Below are 15,236 nucleotides of genomic sequence, written 5' to 3'. Positions count from 1 at the left end.
GATAATCCTAATCCGATAAAACTAATTCCGGCAAGAAAATTCGCCGATAGCGAATTATCCCTGCCACCGCCCATCCGCCTTCATCGCTTCGATCTCGCGAATAGCCTTCTCCCGCTGCCGCTCGCGCCGGATAATCTCGGTCACCGCGGCATCGTCGGACTTGTCGGTGTAGCGGAATTCACTGTCGGCGTAGCGGTTGATCTCCTGCATGACCATCTCGAGCGTGATCGGGCCGCGCAATTCCTCGATCATGGCCTTCTTCTCGTCGTAGCTCTTGTGCATGAAAGCTTGCGGCGTGACGAACCAATCATCCGGAAGCTCGACATCCATCGCACGCATCTTGATCGCATCGGTGATGTTCTTGATCGCCCGGCCGGTGAAACGCGGCTCCGCCTCCTTGATCATGTGCAGGTAGGAGCCGACATCAACGAGCGTCTCGATCTTGCCCTCCTCCTTCTCGTGCCGCTCCCAGACGGCAAGCAGGCCGTCTTCCTTCGGTCGGGCGTGCTCGGCATAGGATTGCGAAACCGCCTTCTTGATCTCCTGCGCTGCGAACAGTTGATGCTCGCCGAGCGGAATCTTGTGGTTCTTGCCGACCAGCATCGCGAAGATATCGATGTAATCGCCCTCCGACTGCGGCCCGTCGACCAGCCAGCGGGCGCCGGCGCGCTGACGCAGGGCATCGTCGACATTTTCCGGATAATTGGAGAACATGCCGAAGGTGCAGTTGCCGCGGATCACAGTCGAGGCGCCGGCGAAGCTTTCCATCAGCACCGCTGTCACCTCGTGCTGGCCGGCGGATGCACGGTCGTCCGAGCGCTTGGCTGCGACCTGATCCACATCATCAATGGTGCCGAAACCGATCGCCTTCGGATTGATGACATTGTTGACGAAGGCCTTGCAGTTCTGGCCGGACTTGCCTTGATAGGACGAAATCTGGTCGACGCCGAAATTCTCGTAGTGGAAGGCGTAACCGGCGATCTGGCAGTAATCGTTCAGCAGACCGGCCAGCATCTGGATCAGGATGGTCTTGCCAGTGCCGGGCATGCCGTCGCCGATGAAGGTGAACAGGAAACCGCCAAGCTCGACGAACGGGTTCATCTGCCGCTCGAAGTCATAGGCCATCAGCATCTTCGACAGTTTCAGCGCCTGATACTTGGCGATGTGGTTGCCGATGATTTCTTCCGGCTTCTTGAAGGTCATCACCAGCGGCTGGCGCTTCTGGCCCGGCGCAACATCGAAACCATCCAGCGTAAAATCGTCTTGGTCGAGCCGGATATGGACATTCTCGAAGCTCGAAAGCCCGGTAAAGCGGGCCTTGCGGCCAATCAACCCTTCGAGGGCAAGCCGCGCAAAAGCGCGCGCCCGGCTCGTGAGCGCCGCATCGTCGGGCGCACCGGTTATGGTCTTGTCCAGTGCCGAAATCATCCCCTTGAGCGCGTCCTGCGGTGTATCGAACAGGAAATCCGGTTCTGTCCCGTCCTCGACCGGCTCGCTGTGGCCGGCAAGGGTGGCGGCGAGATAGGCCGCGAAGGTGAATGCGGCGACATAGGCAGAGGCTGACAGCAATGCCTTGAACTGTGTCGCGTCCTCGCCCGAAAGGGGAGACGTCGCGTTGCGCGATTGCAGGCCTTCGAGATTGGTCTGGCGGACAAAGACATCGCCGACAGCCAATGCGACCTGCGCACCGCGCCGAGCGCGATAGAGAAGCGCATGCTGGGCGGGCGAAAAGAGAGGGTCACCGGATCGCACCGACTGGATCGTCTTGACCAGTTCCACCTCGCGCGTGCGCCGCTGTCCCGCCGTTGAAACGGTGGAAACGAAGCGGCGGCCGGTTCCGGCAATCGCCGTCCCGCTTGAGGGATCATCCGCCTCCAGGATGATGAGCCGTGTGACCAGACCCTGCGCGACCGCCTGATGCTTGGCTATGTCGTCTTCGTGCAACGTCGTCAAACCCGCATTCAGGGACATGGTCTCACACCTCGCTGATGACCTGGTTGCCGGATATCACATGCACCTTGTAGTCACCGAAAATCTGGGCGACATCACCGGATGCATAGAGCGCCTGATAGGCCTCGTGCGGCACCAGCGCATGTTTTTCATAGGAACTCACGCCCATGCGCGTCGCTTCCAGATTGTCGGTATCGATATGGAATTCCTCGCTCGGCGGCGTCGATGACCAGAAGCCGCGCTGTGCCGGACGTTCGGCCTTGGAAAAGACCTCCTGCACCGTCCAGGTCAGAACCCAGGCGTTTTCGGGCTTGCGCACCTTGGAGAGGATATCGTTGATCTTGGCATTGTTCTCGGTAATCCCGGCGGAATAGAACGGCCCGAGCACGAGGCGGCGCAACTGCTTGGGCCGCAGTTCCGGAAAATCCCGGTCGAGATTGGTGGCGATCGTCACCGGCGTCAGCGAATAGGCGCTGTTCTTCAGCGCGAAATCATCGAACCGGCTGGCAAATTCCGGATTGAGGAGGCCGCCGATCGGCAGCGGAATATCGACCTCGGGATTCAGCTTGCCATCCGGCGTAACCAGCATCTTGGCGATCTTTTCCGATGAATCCTCGATTGTTGCCATGTACACCATCGGCAACGTACTGGCGCCATCGAACGCGCCCCAGCAGACAATGTAATATGGCCGCATGGTCTTCGGATTGACCGCGACACGCACTGTCTCCGGCATGATGAACGGCGAGAAGATGTCACCCTTGCCGATCTGCTCCAGATAAAGGCGCTCGGCCATACGCGATTGCAATGCAGCGGGAAACGCCTTCTGCCTCAGGATGAAGTCGGCCATTTCCTGGCGCAGAGCATCGGCAACGGGAATGCCGGACAGGCGCTTTTCCGCCGATTGCCGGTCGTTTTCCAGCTCCAGCACATTCTGGAACACCGGAAATCCGCTTTCCGCGCGGGAAATGCGAAACTGCTCGATAAAGCCGATCCGGTTTTCCCAGCAGGAAAACGACGCCTTCAGCCGCGCCAGGTAGGGCACGATCACTTCGCCGACGACCGTGTTCTTGTAGAGCGGCGAATTGCGGTCGCCCAGAAAGATTTCGAGCCCACCGAGTGCAGCGCGGATCGAAGCGAAATACTGGCCGACTGTGCCTTCGGATGCGGCGTTCATGGGGAAACGCTCAGCGTTTGAGGACGCTTAGCCCCCTCTGTCACTGCGTGACATCTCCCCCTTAAGGGGGGAGATGGTTGTGTTCCCTTATGACTCCTAGGCCCGCGGCTCATCTCCCCCCTTAAGGGGGAGATGTCGGCGTCGCCGACAGAGGGGGGTAAGCCGCCGCAAGCGCGGAAGTCATTTATTTCAGCGGTAGACATGCAGATCACTGCTTCACGTAATTGTGCTTGTCCATAACAGCCTGGAATCTCCGCGCGAAGGCGTCGTCGGCGAGCTTCTTGCGGCGCTGGATGTCCTGGGTGGAGAGCATGTTCTTCTCGTGCATCTCGAGAAGATCGCCGATATGGCGCTGCGAGGCGGAGCCGATGCCGGCCATGGTCTCCTCAGCCGCGGTATCGACCTGGCTGCCGAGTGTGTTGATCTTGTGCGCCACGTCCTGCTGCGCCGCCGTCTTCAACGAATCTTCCAGCGCCTTGTAGAGCACGATGCGCTGTTCGGTATCGATGGTCAGCTTGTTGATCAGCGTGTTCTGCGCGGCGATCTGGTTGTTGAGACTGTCCACGAAGGTCTGGAACATCGAGGTATAGCGCTCGTAGGTCTGGCTCTCGGCCAGCAGTTCCTGTTCCTTCGCCTGCTTCTCGTTGTATTCGGTCGCCAGAACCGAACGCTCGCCCTCGAGCTGCGTGCGGGAAATCTGGTCGGTCGAGGCGGCGATCTTGTTTTCGATGTCCATCAGCAGCGGGTTCAGTTCCTCGATCCGCTTCTGCGTTTCCTGCAGATTGGCCATCGTCCCCTTGCGGCGCTCGATCACCTGCAGAAGGCTGGCCTCGGAGGTCTTGTAGCGCTGGTCGAGGACGCTCTTCTGTTCCTTCAGGATGCCGACGATCGTATCGGATTTGGCCAGCAGTTCCTGCAGGTTGCCGGCCAGAGACATGTTGCGGACGCGGTCCGTGCGCATGCGCTGCGCGCTCTGCTTGGAAAAGATGCCGATGAATTTCTCGTAGCCCGTGAAGCTCTTCATGCTCTCGAATTCGGAGCCGAAGGCGTTAGTCGCGTCTTCCAGGCCGATGATCAGGTCGGCGATATTGCCTTCCATCACCTTCTGCTGGTTGATGACGTCCTGAATACGGGCATTCTCGATATCGAAATTGGCGTCGCCAAGTTTGGTGTCGGACTTGGCGAACTGGTCGAGCACGACCGCAGACTGGTTCATCTTGCCGCGCATCTGCTCGACGATCCCGCGGGTCTTTTCGATTTCGCTCTCAAAATTCTGAAGTGTCGCCATCGGCTTTTCCCCCTGTTGCTCCGATGCTAACGCATCGCGCAGCCCAATTATTCAGTCGTGACATCAGCTTATATAATGGGAGCGGCAAGGTGAAGCTCAAGCCCCACCTGCCGATTTTCAATTTTGTACCATACCGGCCGCCCGGCCGAAGATGAAAACAGGACTAATTCGTAGCCATCGATTTCAAATAGGCGATGACATTTTCGATGTCCTGCGGCTTTTTCAGCCCGGCAAAACTCATCTTCGTGCCGGGAACCATGGCCTTCGGGCTCAAGAGATATTCGGACAACCGATCCTCGTCCCAGACCTTGCCGTCAGCGCCGAAATCCGCCATCGCGCTCGAATAGGAATAGTCCGGAAACGTCGCGACCGGACGGCCCACAACACCCATCAGGCTTGGCCCCACGCGGTTCGTGGGTTCGGTTGCGGTGTGACAGGCGCCGCATTTCTTGAAGACTTGCACGCCGGCCGCCGCATCGCCGGCCGCATGGGCGAAGCCGGTTCCAAGACAGAGAAAAAGACTGATCAAAACGAGGCGGGATGGCATGCGAACTCCTGCGACAGACAGTGCGGTTCCCATCATGGCACGGAGCGGGGCTCACGCGATAGCCCGGCTCAGCCTTCGTTCATCTTGTCGTCCCAATGGCGACGGCAATAGACGACGTATTTCTCGTTGCCACCGACATCGACCTGCGCGCCCTCACGCACGATGTTGCCCGCGGGATCGAGCCGCGCCACCATCGTCGCTTTGCGGCCGCAATGGCAGATCGTGCGGACTTCGCGCATTTCATCGGCGATCGCCAGCAGCGCCATGGAGCCCGGGAAAAGCTTGCCCTGGAAATCGGTGCGCAAGCCATAGGCCATCACCGGAATGCCAATCCGGTCGGCGACGCGCGCAAGCTGCCAGACCTGGTCGGAACCAAGGAACTGGGCCTCATCGACGAAAACGCAGGCGATTGGGTCTTCGGCATGCATGCGCTCGACCAGCGTATAGAGGTCATCTTCATGCTTGAAGGCGATACCATCATCCGAAAGGCCGATCCGCGAAGACACACGCCCCTTGCCCGCCCTGTCATCGAAGGCCGCGATCAGGATCACCGTCCGCATGCCGCGTTCGCGATAGTTATAGGACGCCTGCAGGAGCATCGTCGATTTGCCGGCATTCATCGTGGCGTAGCTGAAATACAGTTTTGCCATTGCGTCCTCTTCTGTATGCTGCTGGTTGTTCATGAACAGACCGGGCGAGGAAGACCAGAGCGCGAGCGCGAAAGTCACAGAAAATCGACAGCGATCGGCAGAACATTAGCAATGCGACATCTCACGTCGTTTTAGGCGGGCGTGTCCGGCGATTGTCTCAATACACTCGGGCCAACATCAGGGCGCTTGAACTGGCGGACATTTGGTGATTGGCTAAAAATCAAAAGGCAGGGGAATAACAACGATGACCAGACTGACACTGAAATTCATGCTGACCGCAGCCGTATCGCTGTGCGCATTGACATCCGTTCAGGCCGCCGAGCCGGAAAACTGCGGCACCGTCCGTTTCTCCGACGTCGGCTGGACCGACATCACCGCAACCACAGCCACCGTCAGCACCATTCTCAAGGGCCTCGGCTACCAGACCGAAACGACCGTCCTGTCCGTTCCGGTCACCTACCAGTCCCTGAAAAACAAGGACATCGACGTTTTCCTCGGCAACTGGATGCCGACCCAGGAAAACGATGTTCGCCCCTTCCTCGACGACAAGTCGGTTGAATCCTTCGGCCCAAATCTCGAGGGCGCCAAGTACACGCTGGCAACCAACGCCAAGGGCGCCGAGCTCGGCATCAAGGATTTCAAGGATATCGCAGCCCACAAGGACGAACTGGGCAGCAAGATCTACGGCATCGAGCCCGGCAATGACGGCAACCGCCTGATCATCGACATGGTCGACAAGGACACGTTCGGCCTCAAGGGCTTCGAAGTGGTCGAATCGTCCGAGCAGGGCATGCTGGCCGAAGTGGCGCGCGCCGAAACGGACAAGGCCCCCGTGGTCTTCCTCGGCTGGGAGCCGCATCCGATGAACGCCAATTTCAAGCTGACCTACCTGTCGGGTGGCGATGATATCTTCGGCGCGAATTTCGGTGGCGCCACCGTGTTCACCAATGTGCGCGCCGGCTACACGACCGAATGCCCGAATGTCGGCAAGCTGCTCACAAACCTCAAGTTCTCGCTTCCGATGGAAAACGAGATCATGGGCAAGATTCTCAATGACGGCAAGGATCCGGAAGCCGCAGCCACCGAATGGCTGAAGGCCAATCCGACTGCGATCGATCCGTGGCTCGCTGGAGTGACGACCAAGGACGGTGGCGATGCCGCCGGTGCGGTCAAGACGGCGCTCGGCCTCTAAGGATCATCGCAAGGCAACTGACATCGACACGGGTGGAACCATCCACCCGTGATCCGTCCCTTATTGCATCCGCGTCCGCGGCGGGCACCGCTTTGCCCGCGCGCTGATTTTCCATCAACACTGAAATCGGGTTTCGTTTCGTGGATTGGCTGACAAGTACAAAGATTCCGATTGGCCCATGGGCCAAGGCCGTCGTCACCTGGCTGACGACCAACGGCAAGGGCCTGTTCGACTTCCTGAAAGTGGTTCTGCAGGCCGGTATCGATGCGGTGCTGTTCGTGCTGCAGGGTCCCTTCATTTCGAGCCCCGGCGGCAAGCTCGCCTATGCCCTCGCCCTGATCCTGCTCGTGACCGGCCTCGCCTGGTATTTCCGCCGCTCCATCGGGGTCGCTGTCTTCACCTGTCTCGGGCTGCTGCTGATCGTCAATCAGGGGTTCTGGAAGGAAACGACGGAAACGCTTGCGCTTGTGCTTGCCGCGACCGGCGTCAGCATGCTGGTCGGCGTTCCACTGGGCATCGCGGCGGCGCGGCGGCCCTGGTTCTATGCGATCCTGCGCCCGGCGCTCGACCTGATGCAGACGATCCCGACCTTCGTCTACCTGATCCCGGCACTCATCCTCTTCGGCCTCGGCATGGTTCCCGGCCTGATCGCCACCGTGATCTTCGCAATCCCGGCGCCGATCCGCCTCACCCGCCTCGGCATCATCTCCACGCCGCCCTCGTTGGTCGAGGCGGCCGTCTCCTTCGGCGCGACGCCGTCGCAGGTGCTGCGCAAGATCGAACTGCCGTTCGCCATGCCGCAGATCATGGCCGGCCTGACGCAGACGATCATGTTGTCGCTGTCGATGGTGGTCATCGCCGCGCTGGTCGGTGCAAAGGGTCTCGGCGTACCGGTGGTGCGCGCGCTGAACACCGTCAACATCTCCATGGGCTTCGAAGCCGGTCTCTGCATCGTCGTGCTCGCAATCATTCTCGACCGCCTGTTCCGCTCGTCCGATGAAGGAGAAGGCGCATGACCGATGCCGTCGTTTTCAAGAATGTCGATATCATCTTCGGCAACAAGCCCGACGCCGCCATCGCCATGGTCGATCAGGGCAAGAGCCGCGACGAGATCGGCGCCGCAACCGGCCTCGTGCTCGGTGTCGCCAATGCGTCGCTGTCCATTCAAGAGGGTGAAATCCTCGTCCTGATGGGCCTGTCCGGCTCAGGCAAATCGACCTTGTTGCGCGCCGTCAATGGGCTTGCCCCGGTGGTGCGCGGCGAAGTCGAGGTCAAGACCCGGCATGGCTCGATCAATCCCTACAAGACATCGGCGAAATCGCTGCGCGATTTCCGCATGCACGATGTCTCCATGGTGTTCCAGCAGTTCGCGCTGCTGCCGTGGCGTACGGTGGAAGACAATGTCGGTTTCGGGCTGGAACTGGCCGGCGTGCCGGACAATGAGCGCAAGGCCCGCGTTGCCGAGCAGTTGGAACTGGTCAATCTGACCAAGTGGGCCGGACGACAGGTGAAGGAGCTTTCCGGCGGCATGCAGCAGCGTGTCGGCCTCGCCCGCGCGTTTGCGACAGGCGCTCCCATCCTGTTGATGGACGAACCCTTTTCGGCACTCGACCCGCTGATCCGCACGCGCCTGCAGGACGAGCTTCTCGAGTTCCAGCGCCGCCTGAAGAAGACCATTCTGTTCGTCAGCCACGATCTCGATGAAGCCTTCCGCATCGGCAACCGCATTGCCATCATGGAAGGTGGCCGTATCATCCAGTGCGGCACGCCTCAGGACATCGTCAAGAACCCGGCCAACCAGTATGTCGCCGATTTCGTCCAGCACATGAACCCGATCACCATGCTGACGGCGATGGATGTGATGAGCCAGGGCGTCAACCGCACCGACAGCGCCGTCGGCGTCTCGGCAACCGCCAAGCCGACCACGCCGCTGATCGATATCCTCGACGCCATGTCGCGGCAACCCGGCAGCATCGGTGTCGTCGACAACGGTGCCATCGTCGGCACCATCAATGCCCAGAATGTTGTCGAAGGCCTGACGCGGCACCGCAACAGAACCACTTGACCAAGACAACCTCGAAGCCTCAATAAATGACGCCCGGGCAACACCATCCCGGGCGTCTTGCATTGAACAACGAGGCAAGCCGATGGCCGACAAACCTTCCGTCCTGCGTGACACCGATGACGAGGCGCGCAAGCTCGCCCGCATTACCCTGCGCTCGGCCCGCAGTGCCTCCATCGCCGTCATCGAGCCGGCAAGCGACGGGTTTCCGTTCGTCAGCCGGGTTCTGCTGGGGATCGATACCGACGGCACTCCGGTCATTCTTGTTTCCGCACTCTCGACCCACACGCAGGCTTTGACCGCGGACAGCCGCTGCTCGCTGCTGACGGGCGAGATCGGCAAGGGTGATCCCCTCGCCCATGCGCGCCTGACAGTTCAATGCCTTGCGGGAAAGGTCGCCCGTGACAGTGACGCGCATGCACGCATCCGCGGGCGTTTCGTCCGCCGTCATCCAAAGTCACAACTCTATGTCGACTTTCCTGATTTTGCTTTCTTCCGCCTGTCTCCCCAGCGTGCCAGCCTGAACGGCGGCTTCGGCCGCGCCTATGTGCTGGAGGGTGCCGACCTGCTGATCGGTTCGCCTGCGATCGCCGACATTGCGGCAATGGAGGCCCGCGCGATCGATCACATGAACACGGATCACGCCGATGCAGCGAGCCGTTACGCCCAGAACTATTGCGCGGCAAAAGGGCTCCGGCTGGCGAATCACGGGGCTTGATGCGGGTGGTGTCGATCTGTCGTTGAAGGATCAGTTGAAGCGGCTGGAATACGATCATCCGCTGCAATCTGCGGGGGAGTTACGGTCAATGCTCGTTAAACTTTACGGTTAACCCCTCCTCAACTACCCCGAATTCTTGCAGTGGGTAGTTGTCCTTTTATTCATCACGCCTAATTATCCCTTACTCACAATCATAACCAAGCGTGATGTGATCTTCGCATGGAGTACCGAATGCAAACGATTTCCCCTCAGAAACACGACAAGGCTGAAATAGCTGCGGAGTTTCTGTCGGCCATGGCAAACCCCAAGCGCCTGCTGATTCTCAGTTCACTGGTGAACGAGGAAATGGCAGTTGGCGCCTTGGCAAACCAGGTCGGCCTCAGCCAGTCTGCCCTGTCGCAACATTTGTCGAAATTGCGTGCCCAGAATCTGGTCACCACCCGTCGCGACGCTCAGACGATCTACTATTCGAGCTCGTCGGATGCAGTGCTGAAAGTGCTGAAAACATTGAAAGATATCTACGGCGAAGAACCTGCCGCGGCTGAAAAGCTCGCCCAGCGCCGTACGGCCTGATCCCTGACCGGGGCCGCTCGCCGGCCCCCGTCCGTAATCTCTTCAAAAAATAATTTTTTTTCGATCGCCGATCACTGACGCCGGCCGATCTCATGGCGCTCCGCGATACAGCCCAACGTTCAAATCGACCGGCAAAACTTGTCCGTCGCATTCGGACGCTCTCGTCGAACGCGACGGACTTAGGTCATATGCCCTTCGTGAAGCAGCGGTAATTGCCCTTGATCCGCCACCCTTTTACGGGACGGCTTTCAGATCGCACGAAAAGGTTGTGCAAAGCTTGCAGATTTGCGGAATTCGCTTTTGGCCTGCATTTTCCATGCTTAACCCACCCTTGAGAGTTGGCATGCAGTATCCCAGCCATGACGAACAGAGCTGAAAACGACAGAACGGTCGCCTGGGCGGTCCTGGGAACGGGAAATATCGCCGCGACGTTTGCCGAAGATATTCGGCTGGCCAGGCATGCCCGCCTAGTGGCCCTTTGCTCGCGTACACCGGATTCAGCAAACGCGTTTTCTCGACGTTTCCCCGGCCTGCGCATCCTTCCTGATATCGATGCACTGGCGAGCGATCCGCAGATCGATGCCGTCTATATCGCGACACCCAACACGGCCCATTTCGATGCCGCGCAAAGACTGCTGAGCGCGGGCAAGCCGGTGCTGATCGAGAAGCCGATGGTCATGACGGTGTCACAGGCCCGCCAGATCGCCGATCTTGTGGCTGAGAAGCAGACCTTTGCGATGGAGGCCCTCTGGACAGTTTTCCTGCCCGCCGTCAATCATGTCCGCACGCTGCTGTCCGACAAGGCCATCGGAACCATCACCGGCATCCGCGCCGAGCTTGCTTATGTCAGGCCCTTTGATAGCAACAGCCGGTTCTTCTCGAAAGCGCTGGGCGGTGGCTCGTTGTTCGACCTCGGCATCTATCCGGTCACCCTGACATTGGCGCTGTTCGGAGCGCCACGGTCCATTTCTGGACGCTGGAGCGCGACACCGTCCGGTGTGGATATGACGGCCGACCTGCAGCTCGTCTACACCGGTTTCAACGCCTCTATCAGCTGCGGCTTCGATCGCGATGGAACCAATCGTTTCATTATCGAGGGAGAGACCGGTAGCATCATTATCGATACTCCGTTCCTGCGCGCGAGCCGCGTGTTCGTAACCCGCAACCGTTGGGCGCGGCGGCTTATAGCGCCATCCGGCTCCGGCCGGCTGTCGCGTTTGTCCGGCAAGATTGCAGCAAGACTGCCTCTGCCCGGCCTCATCGTCCATAATCACACCTTTGTCGGAAACGGCCTGCAGTTCGAGATCGACGCTGCAAGCAAGGCGATTCTTCAGGGCGAACGTCAAAGCCAGACGATGCCGCTCGAAAACAGCGTCACGGCTCTCGACATCGTTGAAACGATCCTGGCGCAGCCGGCATCATAGGCCGGTCGGCGTATAGTCCCGCTTGCCGGCATTGAGCGCGAGCACGATTTCCGTCAGATGCAGCGCGGTCTTGCCCGCGAAGATCGGTTGCGTGCCGGCGGCGATCGCCTCTGCCTGTGCCGCAATCCCGCGCACGAAATCGATTTGCGAGGGATAGGTCGGCAAGCTGCTTTTGGCAGCCGCATGCGGGTATGGCACCGACTTTCCAGTCAACAAGCGGAAAGGGAGTTTCCGTTTGAGATGGCGTTCGATGCGATCAAGCAACTTGTGCCGCAACGGTCGGCGCGATCCGACCAGAGACACGTGAACGGGCGATCGGTTGTCCCAGAGATCGCGCACGACAATCGTTCCCGTGTCGCCGATAATTGTCAGGGATCGGTCGCGCGGTGCTGCGAGACCGCTGGTCAGGCGGGCGACAAGCCCCGATCGGAATGTCAGGCAGCCGGTCGAAAAATCAGGTCCGAGCACAAGCTCTTCCGTTCCCGGCCCTTTGTTCGGAAAGGTCAGCGCTGAAAAAGCCGCAACATTGGCAACAGGGCCGAACAGCGAGACCAGCCAGCTCGTCGCATAACCGGCATGCTCCAGCGTGCAACCGATTTCGAATTCATGCACTCCCGGCCATTTTGCGCCGGAGCGGCTTCGCCACTCCTGCCAGTTGTCGAGGAAGACCGGGCCGTCCTCCATCTCCGCATAGGCGAGGCGCGGCGTTCCGATGACGCCGGAGGCGAGAATATCAGCGCAGTGCGCCTTGGCATCGCTCAGCGCGTTTGCCGGCGCACCGGCGAGAACCACCCCCCTCTCCTCGGCAATGGCCACCACCTCGCACGCCTCGTCCACCGTCATCGCCAGCGGCTTTTCGCAATAGACATGCTTGCCGGCCAGAAGGCTCGCCTTGTTGACGGCGTAATGGCTTTCCGGCGTGGTCAGGTTGACGACGATGGTAATAGCGGGATCGGCCAGCAGTTCATCGCTGGAGGCATAGGCGCGGACATTCCAGTAATCGCAGAACTGCTTGAGGCGGGCGGGATCGATGTCCCACACACCTGCAAGACGCAGACCCGGATGATTGACGAGTGTCGTCATGTAGTAGTCGGCGACGAAACCCGTGCCGATGAAGGCGATGCCCGTCTGTCCGCTTCCGGTCTGTCTGCTCATCGTGCATCCGCCAGGAAGGATGTGATATAGACCAGCGGCGCATTCCAGTTGATGGTCATTTCATTGGTTCCCCAGGCCATGATGTCGTCGATGTAGCACATCTGCGGCAGGCAGCCCTGAAGCCGTGCCTGCGCGACGGCATCGACCAGCGTCGAGTTCGGCCCGCCGGCGAGCGTGCCGACCGGTGGATTGGGTAGGCTGTCGTCCACCTGATGCGCATACCAGCGGCTGTGCTGGTTCTTCGAAAAGGCGCTGCCGTAACCGGTGACATAGGAGAGGTTCATGGCGTTGCGCCCGAAGATGTAGTCCATGCTTTCCCGGACACTGTCGAGGAACACCTTCTCTCCTGTCAGGTCGTAACCGGCGGAAACGACGATCATGTTCTGCAGGATCAGGTGATTGGAACCCCAGTCATAGCGGTTGTTGGCCGGCCGATAGATATGGCCGAACGGTTCCTTCTTCTGCAGGCCTATGAAATTGCGGGCGGCCCACACGACCGACGCTCGGATCATCGCCTTGTCGTCCTCGGGCAGGCGATCCCCGAACAGGGCCAGGTCGAGACGCGCCAGACCGGCAACACTGCGCCAGTCGAAGGCACCGATGGAGGGAAACACCGGTCCGGCCCAATAGGACGAGCCCTTCAGCGTCGTCAGATATTTCGACTGCCCGGTCGTGATGTAAAGTTCGGCGGCGGCCCAATAGGTCTCGTCGGTAATATCGGTATCGTGGTAATCGCCGCCGCCCTGCAGACCATCCGATTCCGGCGCAAACAGCACCGGATTGGCAGCTGCGGCAAGCCAGGCCTTTTCGGCCGCCGCCAGCAATCGCTGGGAAAATGTTGCGTCATAGGACGAAAACACGCGCGCTCCTTGAGCCGCCGCAGCGGCCAGATTGAGCGTGGCAGCGGTCGACGGGCGGTGCAGCACGCGTTCTTCCGGATCAAGATGCGGCAGCATCGGCACCCCCGTCCAGCGGCTGTCGTGCACCTTGTGATGGACCATGCCGGCCAGGGGCTGGCCATCCGGCACCATCATCTTCAGCAGGAATTCCAACTCCCAGCGCGCCTCGTCGAGGATATCGGGAATACCGTTTCCGTTTTCGGGAATGCGCGACAGGCTGTCGCTGATAACGGGCGATGCGCCCTTGCCATAGAGAAAGCCGCGCTCGAACGTGCCGAGCAGTTGCGCCACCGCGATCCCGCCATTGACCACGTACTTGCCCTCGTCACCGGCATCGTACCAGCCGCCGGTGACATCCAGCGTATAGTCGCAGGTCCAGTCCCTGCCATAGAGTTTCGCGGCCTCCTTGCCTGTCAGGCAGGACACGTTGACATCGCCGAGGTTCGCCCCCTGCTGCACATGCCCCGCCGGCCGTGCATAGGCATCGCCGGCAATGTCGCCATCGATCTCGATGCCGCTGCGCTGCGGATAGAACCACGAAAGTGCATCGATGCGCAGCTTTCCGTAAACATCATGGCCGACCGAAAACGGATAGCTTGTCTTGCCGCCGACGACGAGCCGGTAGCCCTCGCCCACCCGCGTGAAAGCGGAGAAATCGGCGATCTGCGTCTCGGAGCCGACAGTCTGGTCGAAACCACCGGGCGCGGTCATCCCCTCCCCGACCACGGCGCCTGACGCATCCTGCAGCTGGAATGCCAGTGGTTCGGCACTGTCGGAGATAATGGTTGCCCGCTTCGGACCATCGACGAAGTAACCTGTCTGGTTGACCAGTGCGGGAAGCGTATGCGGCGCTGGCTTGGAGACAGCAGAAGCGGCTGCGGTCGCCGCTGCAGCAGCAACGGCTTCCGGCTCGGCCTCGCTGACAGCGATCTCGTCGAGGCAGAAACGCCATGGGGCATCCGCACCGCCGAGCTGGAAGAGAATCTGTGCCGGCTCCGCTTCGGTCGCTGTGAACACGGCCGAAAATTCGTTCTTGCCGTTCTTCGTCGCAGCTTCGAGTGCAGCCTGCGCGGTCCACGGCTCGGCATTGCGCTGAACGAGAACCGGGAACAAATGCTCCTCGCGCGCTTCAAGCTTCATGGTCAGATGATAGGCCGTGCTCGCCGTGAATTGCAGATCGTTGACACCCATCAGCCGGTCCCAGGGCTGCCCGCCGGCCTCGACGTCGGCACAGAGTCTTCCCTTTTCCCGGGACAACGTCACGCCACCGGTTGCCCAGAAAGCATCCGAACCGTTGTCGAACGTACCGTCCGCGATCATGTTGGCGGCCCACGCCTGCGCCGGAAGCCGGAAAACGACGGCAAGCGTCAGGCAGACGATTGTCAGGCAGACCAGGTTTTTTCGCAACGTTTTCATCCTGAAGCCAAATGTCGGGGCGCGGCGAGACACTGTGTCCGAACACGTTAAACTTCGGAAAAGACGAAGCCGATGTCACGTCCTATTCCTGCCGCCATGATCAAGAAAACGTTTATTTCGAAGCGATAGCAGAGGCCCGGAGCCATCCGGCCAAGGCTTGACGCTTCAGGGTGCGCTGATAGTTTGAC

The 15,236-nt window shown here is 60.1% G+C and carries 12 protein-coding genes and 1 pseudogene; 6 read left to right on the top strand and 7 right to left on the bottom strand.

The window, feature by feature from the left end:
• Positions 1 to 54: 54 nt before the first annotated feature.
• The 5 genes from ASG68_RS28385 to ASG68_RS28365 form a co-directional block, all read right to left on the bottom strand.
• The gene (locus tag ASG68_RS28385) at positions 55 to 1,971 is read right to left on the bottom strand and encodes an AAA family ATPase (protein WP_062576891.1); all 1,917 of its coding nucleotides are present in this window, start codon (positions 1,969 to 1,971) and stop codon (positions 55 to 57) included.
• A gap of 4 nt (positions 1,972 to 1,975) precedes the next feature.
• The gene (locus ASG68_RS28380) at positions 1,976 to 3,124 is read right to left on the bottom strand and encodes a hypothetical protein (RefSeq protein ID WP_062576890.1); all 1,149 of its coding nucleotides are present in this window, start codon (positions 3,122 to 3,124) and stop codon (positions 1,976 to 1,978) included.
• A 208-nt stretch (positions 3,125 to 3,332) separates the two neighbouring features.
• Positions 3,333 to 4,412: a hypothetical protein gene (locus tag ASG68_RS28375; protein ID WP_062576888.1), complete on the bottom strand. Its 1,080-nt coding sequence runs from the start codon at positions 4,410 to 4,412 to the stop codon at positions 3,333 to 3,335.
• A 163-nt stretch (positions 4,413 to 4,575) separates the two neighbouring features.
• Complete coding sequence (locus ASG68_RS28370) at positions 4,576 to 4,959, bottom strand: c-type cytochrome (protein WP_062576886.1); 384 nt, start codon at positions 4,957 to 4,959, stop codon at positions 4,576 to 4,578.
• A 68-nt stretch (positions 4,960 to 5,027) separates the two neighbouring features.
• Complete coding sequence (locus ASG68_RS28365) at positions 5,028 to 5,609, bottom strand: thymidine kinase (RefSeq protein WP_062576885.1); 582 nt, start codon at positions 5,607 to 5,609, stop codon at positions 5,028 to 5,030.
• A 244-nt stretch (positions 5,610 to 5,853) separates the two neighbouring features.
• Between ASG68_RS28365 and ASG68_RS28360 the strand changes: the two genes are divergently transcribed.
• The 6 genes and pseudogenes from ASG68_RS28360 (at position 5,854) to ASG68_RS28335 (ending at position 11,578) form a co-directional block, all read left to right on the top strand.
• Entirely contained in the window at positions 5,854 to 6,801 is a 948-nt protein-coding gene (locus ASG68_RS28360; protein WP_062576882.1) for a choline ABC transporter substrate-binding protein, read from the top strand.
• 140 nt (positions 6,802 to 6,941) lie between these two features.
• Positions 6,942 to 7,817 (top strand): choline ABC transporter permease subunit, encoded by an 876-nt coding sequence (gene choW, locus ASG68_RS28355; protein ID WP_062576880.1) that lies wholly within the window; start codon positions 6,942 to 6,944, stop codon positions 7,815 to 7,817.
• On the top strand, positions 7,814 to 8,866 hold the full coding sequence (gene choV, locus ASG68_RS28350; protein ID WP_062576878.1) for a choline ABC transporter ATP-binding protein: 1,053 nt from the start codon (positions 7,814 to 7,816) through the stop codon (positions 8,864 to 8,866). The genes choW and choV overlap by 4 nt, the downstream gene beginning before the upstream one ends.
• An 82-nt stretch (positions 8,867 to 8,948) precedes the next feature.
• A pseudogene (locus ASG68_RS28345) lies at positions 8,949 to 9,693 on the top strand (HugZ family protein).
• 119 nt (positions 9,694 to 9,812) lie between these two features.
• Complete coding sequence (locus ASG68_RS28340) at positions 9,813 to 10,154, top strand: ArsR/SmtB family transcription factor (protein WP_062576876.1); 342 nt, start codon at positions 9,813 to 9,815, stop codon at positions 10,152 to 10,154.
• Positions 10,155 to 10,513: 359 nt separating this feature from the next.
• Positions 10,514 to 11,578 (top strand): Gfo/Idh/MocA family protein, encoded by a 1,065-nt coding sequence (locus ASG68_RS28335; protein WP_062576872.1) that lies wholly within the window; start codon positions 10,514 to 10,516, stop codon positions 11,576 to 11,578.
• Here ASG68_RS28335 and ASG68_RS28330 read toward each other — a convergent pair.
• Positions 11,573 to 12,733 carry a Gfo/Idh/MocA family protein gene (locus tag ASG68_RS28330; protein ID WP_062576870.1) on the bottom strand — a complete coding sequence of 387 codons (1,161 nt, stop codon included), beginning with the start codon at positions 12,731 to 12,733 and terminating at the stop codon, positions 11,573 to 11,575. The two genes, ASG68_RS28335 and ASG68_RS28330, sit on opposite strands and share 6 nt — an antisense overlap.
• Entirely contained in the window at positions 12,730 to 15,039 is a 2,310-nt protein-coding gene (locus ASG68_RS28325; protein ID WP_244484356.1) for a glycoside hydrolase family 9 protein, read from the bottom strand. The genes ASG68_RS28330 and ASG68_RS28325 overlap by 4 nt, the downstream gene beginning before the upstream one ends.
• Positions 15,040 to 15,236 lie beyond the last annotated feature (197 nt).

Origin of the sequence: Rhizobium sp. Leaf453, from assembly GCF_001425605.1 — a bacterium.
In the GTDB taxonomy this organism is placed as follows: Bacteria; Pseudomonadota; Alphaproteobacteria; order Rhizobiales; family Rhizobiaceae; genus Pararhizobium.
Note: the sequence above shows the minus strand (reverse complement) of the source record. Positions and strands in the feature narration are given on the sequence as shown.

Excerpts from the sequence above, each read along its gene's own strand:
- ASG68_RS28385 (WP_062576891.1), bottom strand. The coding sequence starts at position 1,971 with ATGTCCCTGAATGCGGGTTTGACGACGTTGCACGAAGACGACATAGCC.
- ASG68_RS28380 (WP_062576890.1), bottom strand. The coding sequence starts at position 3,124 with ATGAACGCCGCATCCGAAGGCACAGTCGGCCAGTATTTCGCTTCGATC.
- ASG68_RS28375 (WP_062576888.1), bottom strand. The coding sequence starts at position 4,412 with ATGGCGACACTTCAGAATTTTGAGAGCGAAATCGAAAAGACCCGCGGG.
- ASG68_RS28370 (WP_062576886.1), bottom strand. The coding sequence starts at position 4,959 with ATGCCATCCCGCCTCGTTTTGATCAGTCTTTTTCTCTGTCTTGGAACC.
- ASG68_RS28365 (WP_062576885.1), bottom strand. The coding sequence starts at position 5,609 with ATGGCAAAACTGTATTTCAGCTACGCCACGATGAATGCCGGCAAATCG.
- ASG68_RS28360 (WP_062576882.1), top strand. The coding sequence starts at position 5,854 with ATGACCAGACTGACACTGAAATTCATGCTGACCGCAGCCGTATCGCTG.
- choV (WP_062576878.1), top strand. The coding sequence starts at position 7,814 with ATGACCGATGCCGTCGTTTTCAAGAATGTCGATATCATCTTCGGCAAC.
- ASG68_RS28340 (WP_062576876.1), top strand. The coding sequence starts at position 9,813 with ATGCAAACGATTTCCCCTCAGAAACACGACAAGGCTGAAATAGCTGCG.
- ASG68_RS28335 (WP_062576872.1), top strand. The coding sequence starts at position 10,514 with ATGACGAACAGAGCTGAAAACGACAGAACGGTCGCCTGGGCGGTCCTG.
- ASG68_RS28330 (WP_062576870.1), bottom strand. The coding sequence starts at position 12,733 with ATGAGCAGACAGACCGGAAGCGGACAGACGGGCATCGCCTTCATCGGC.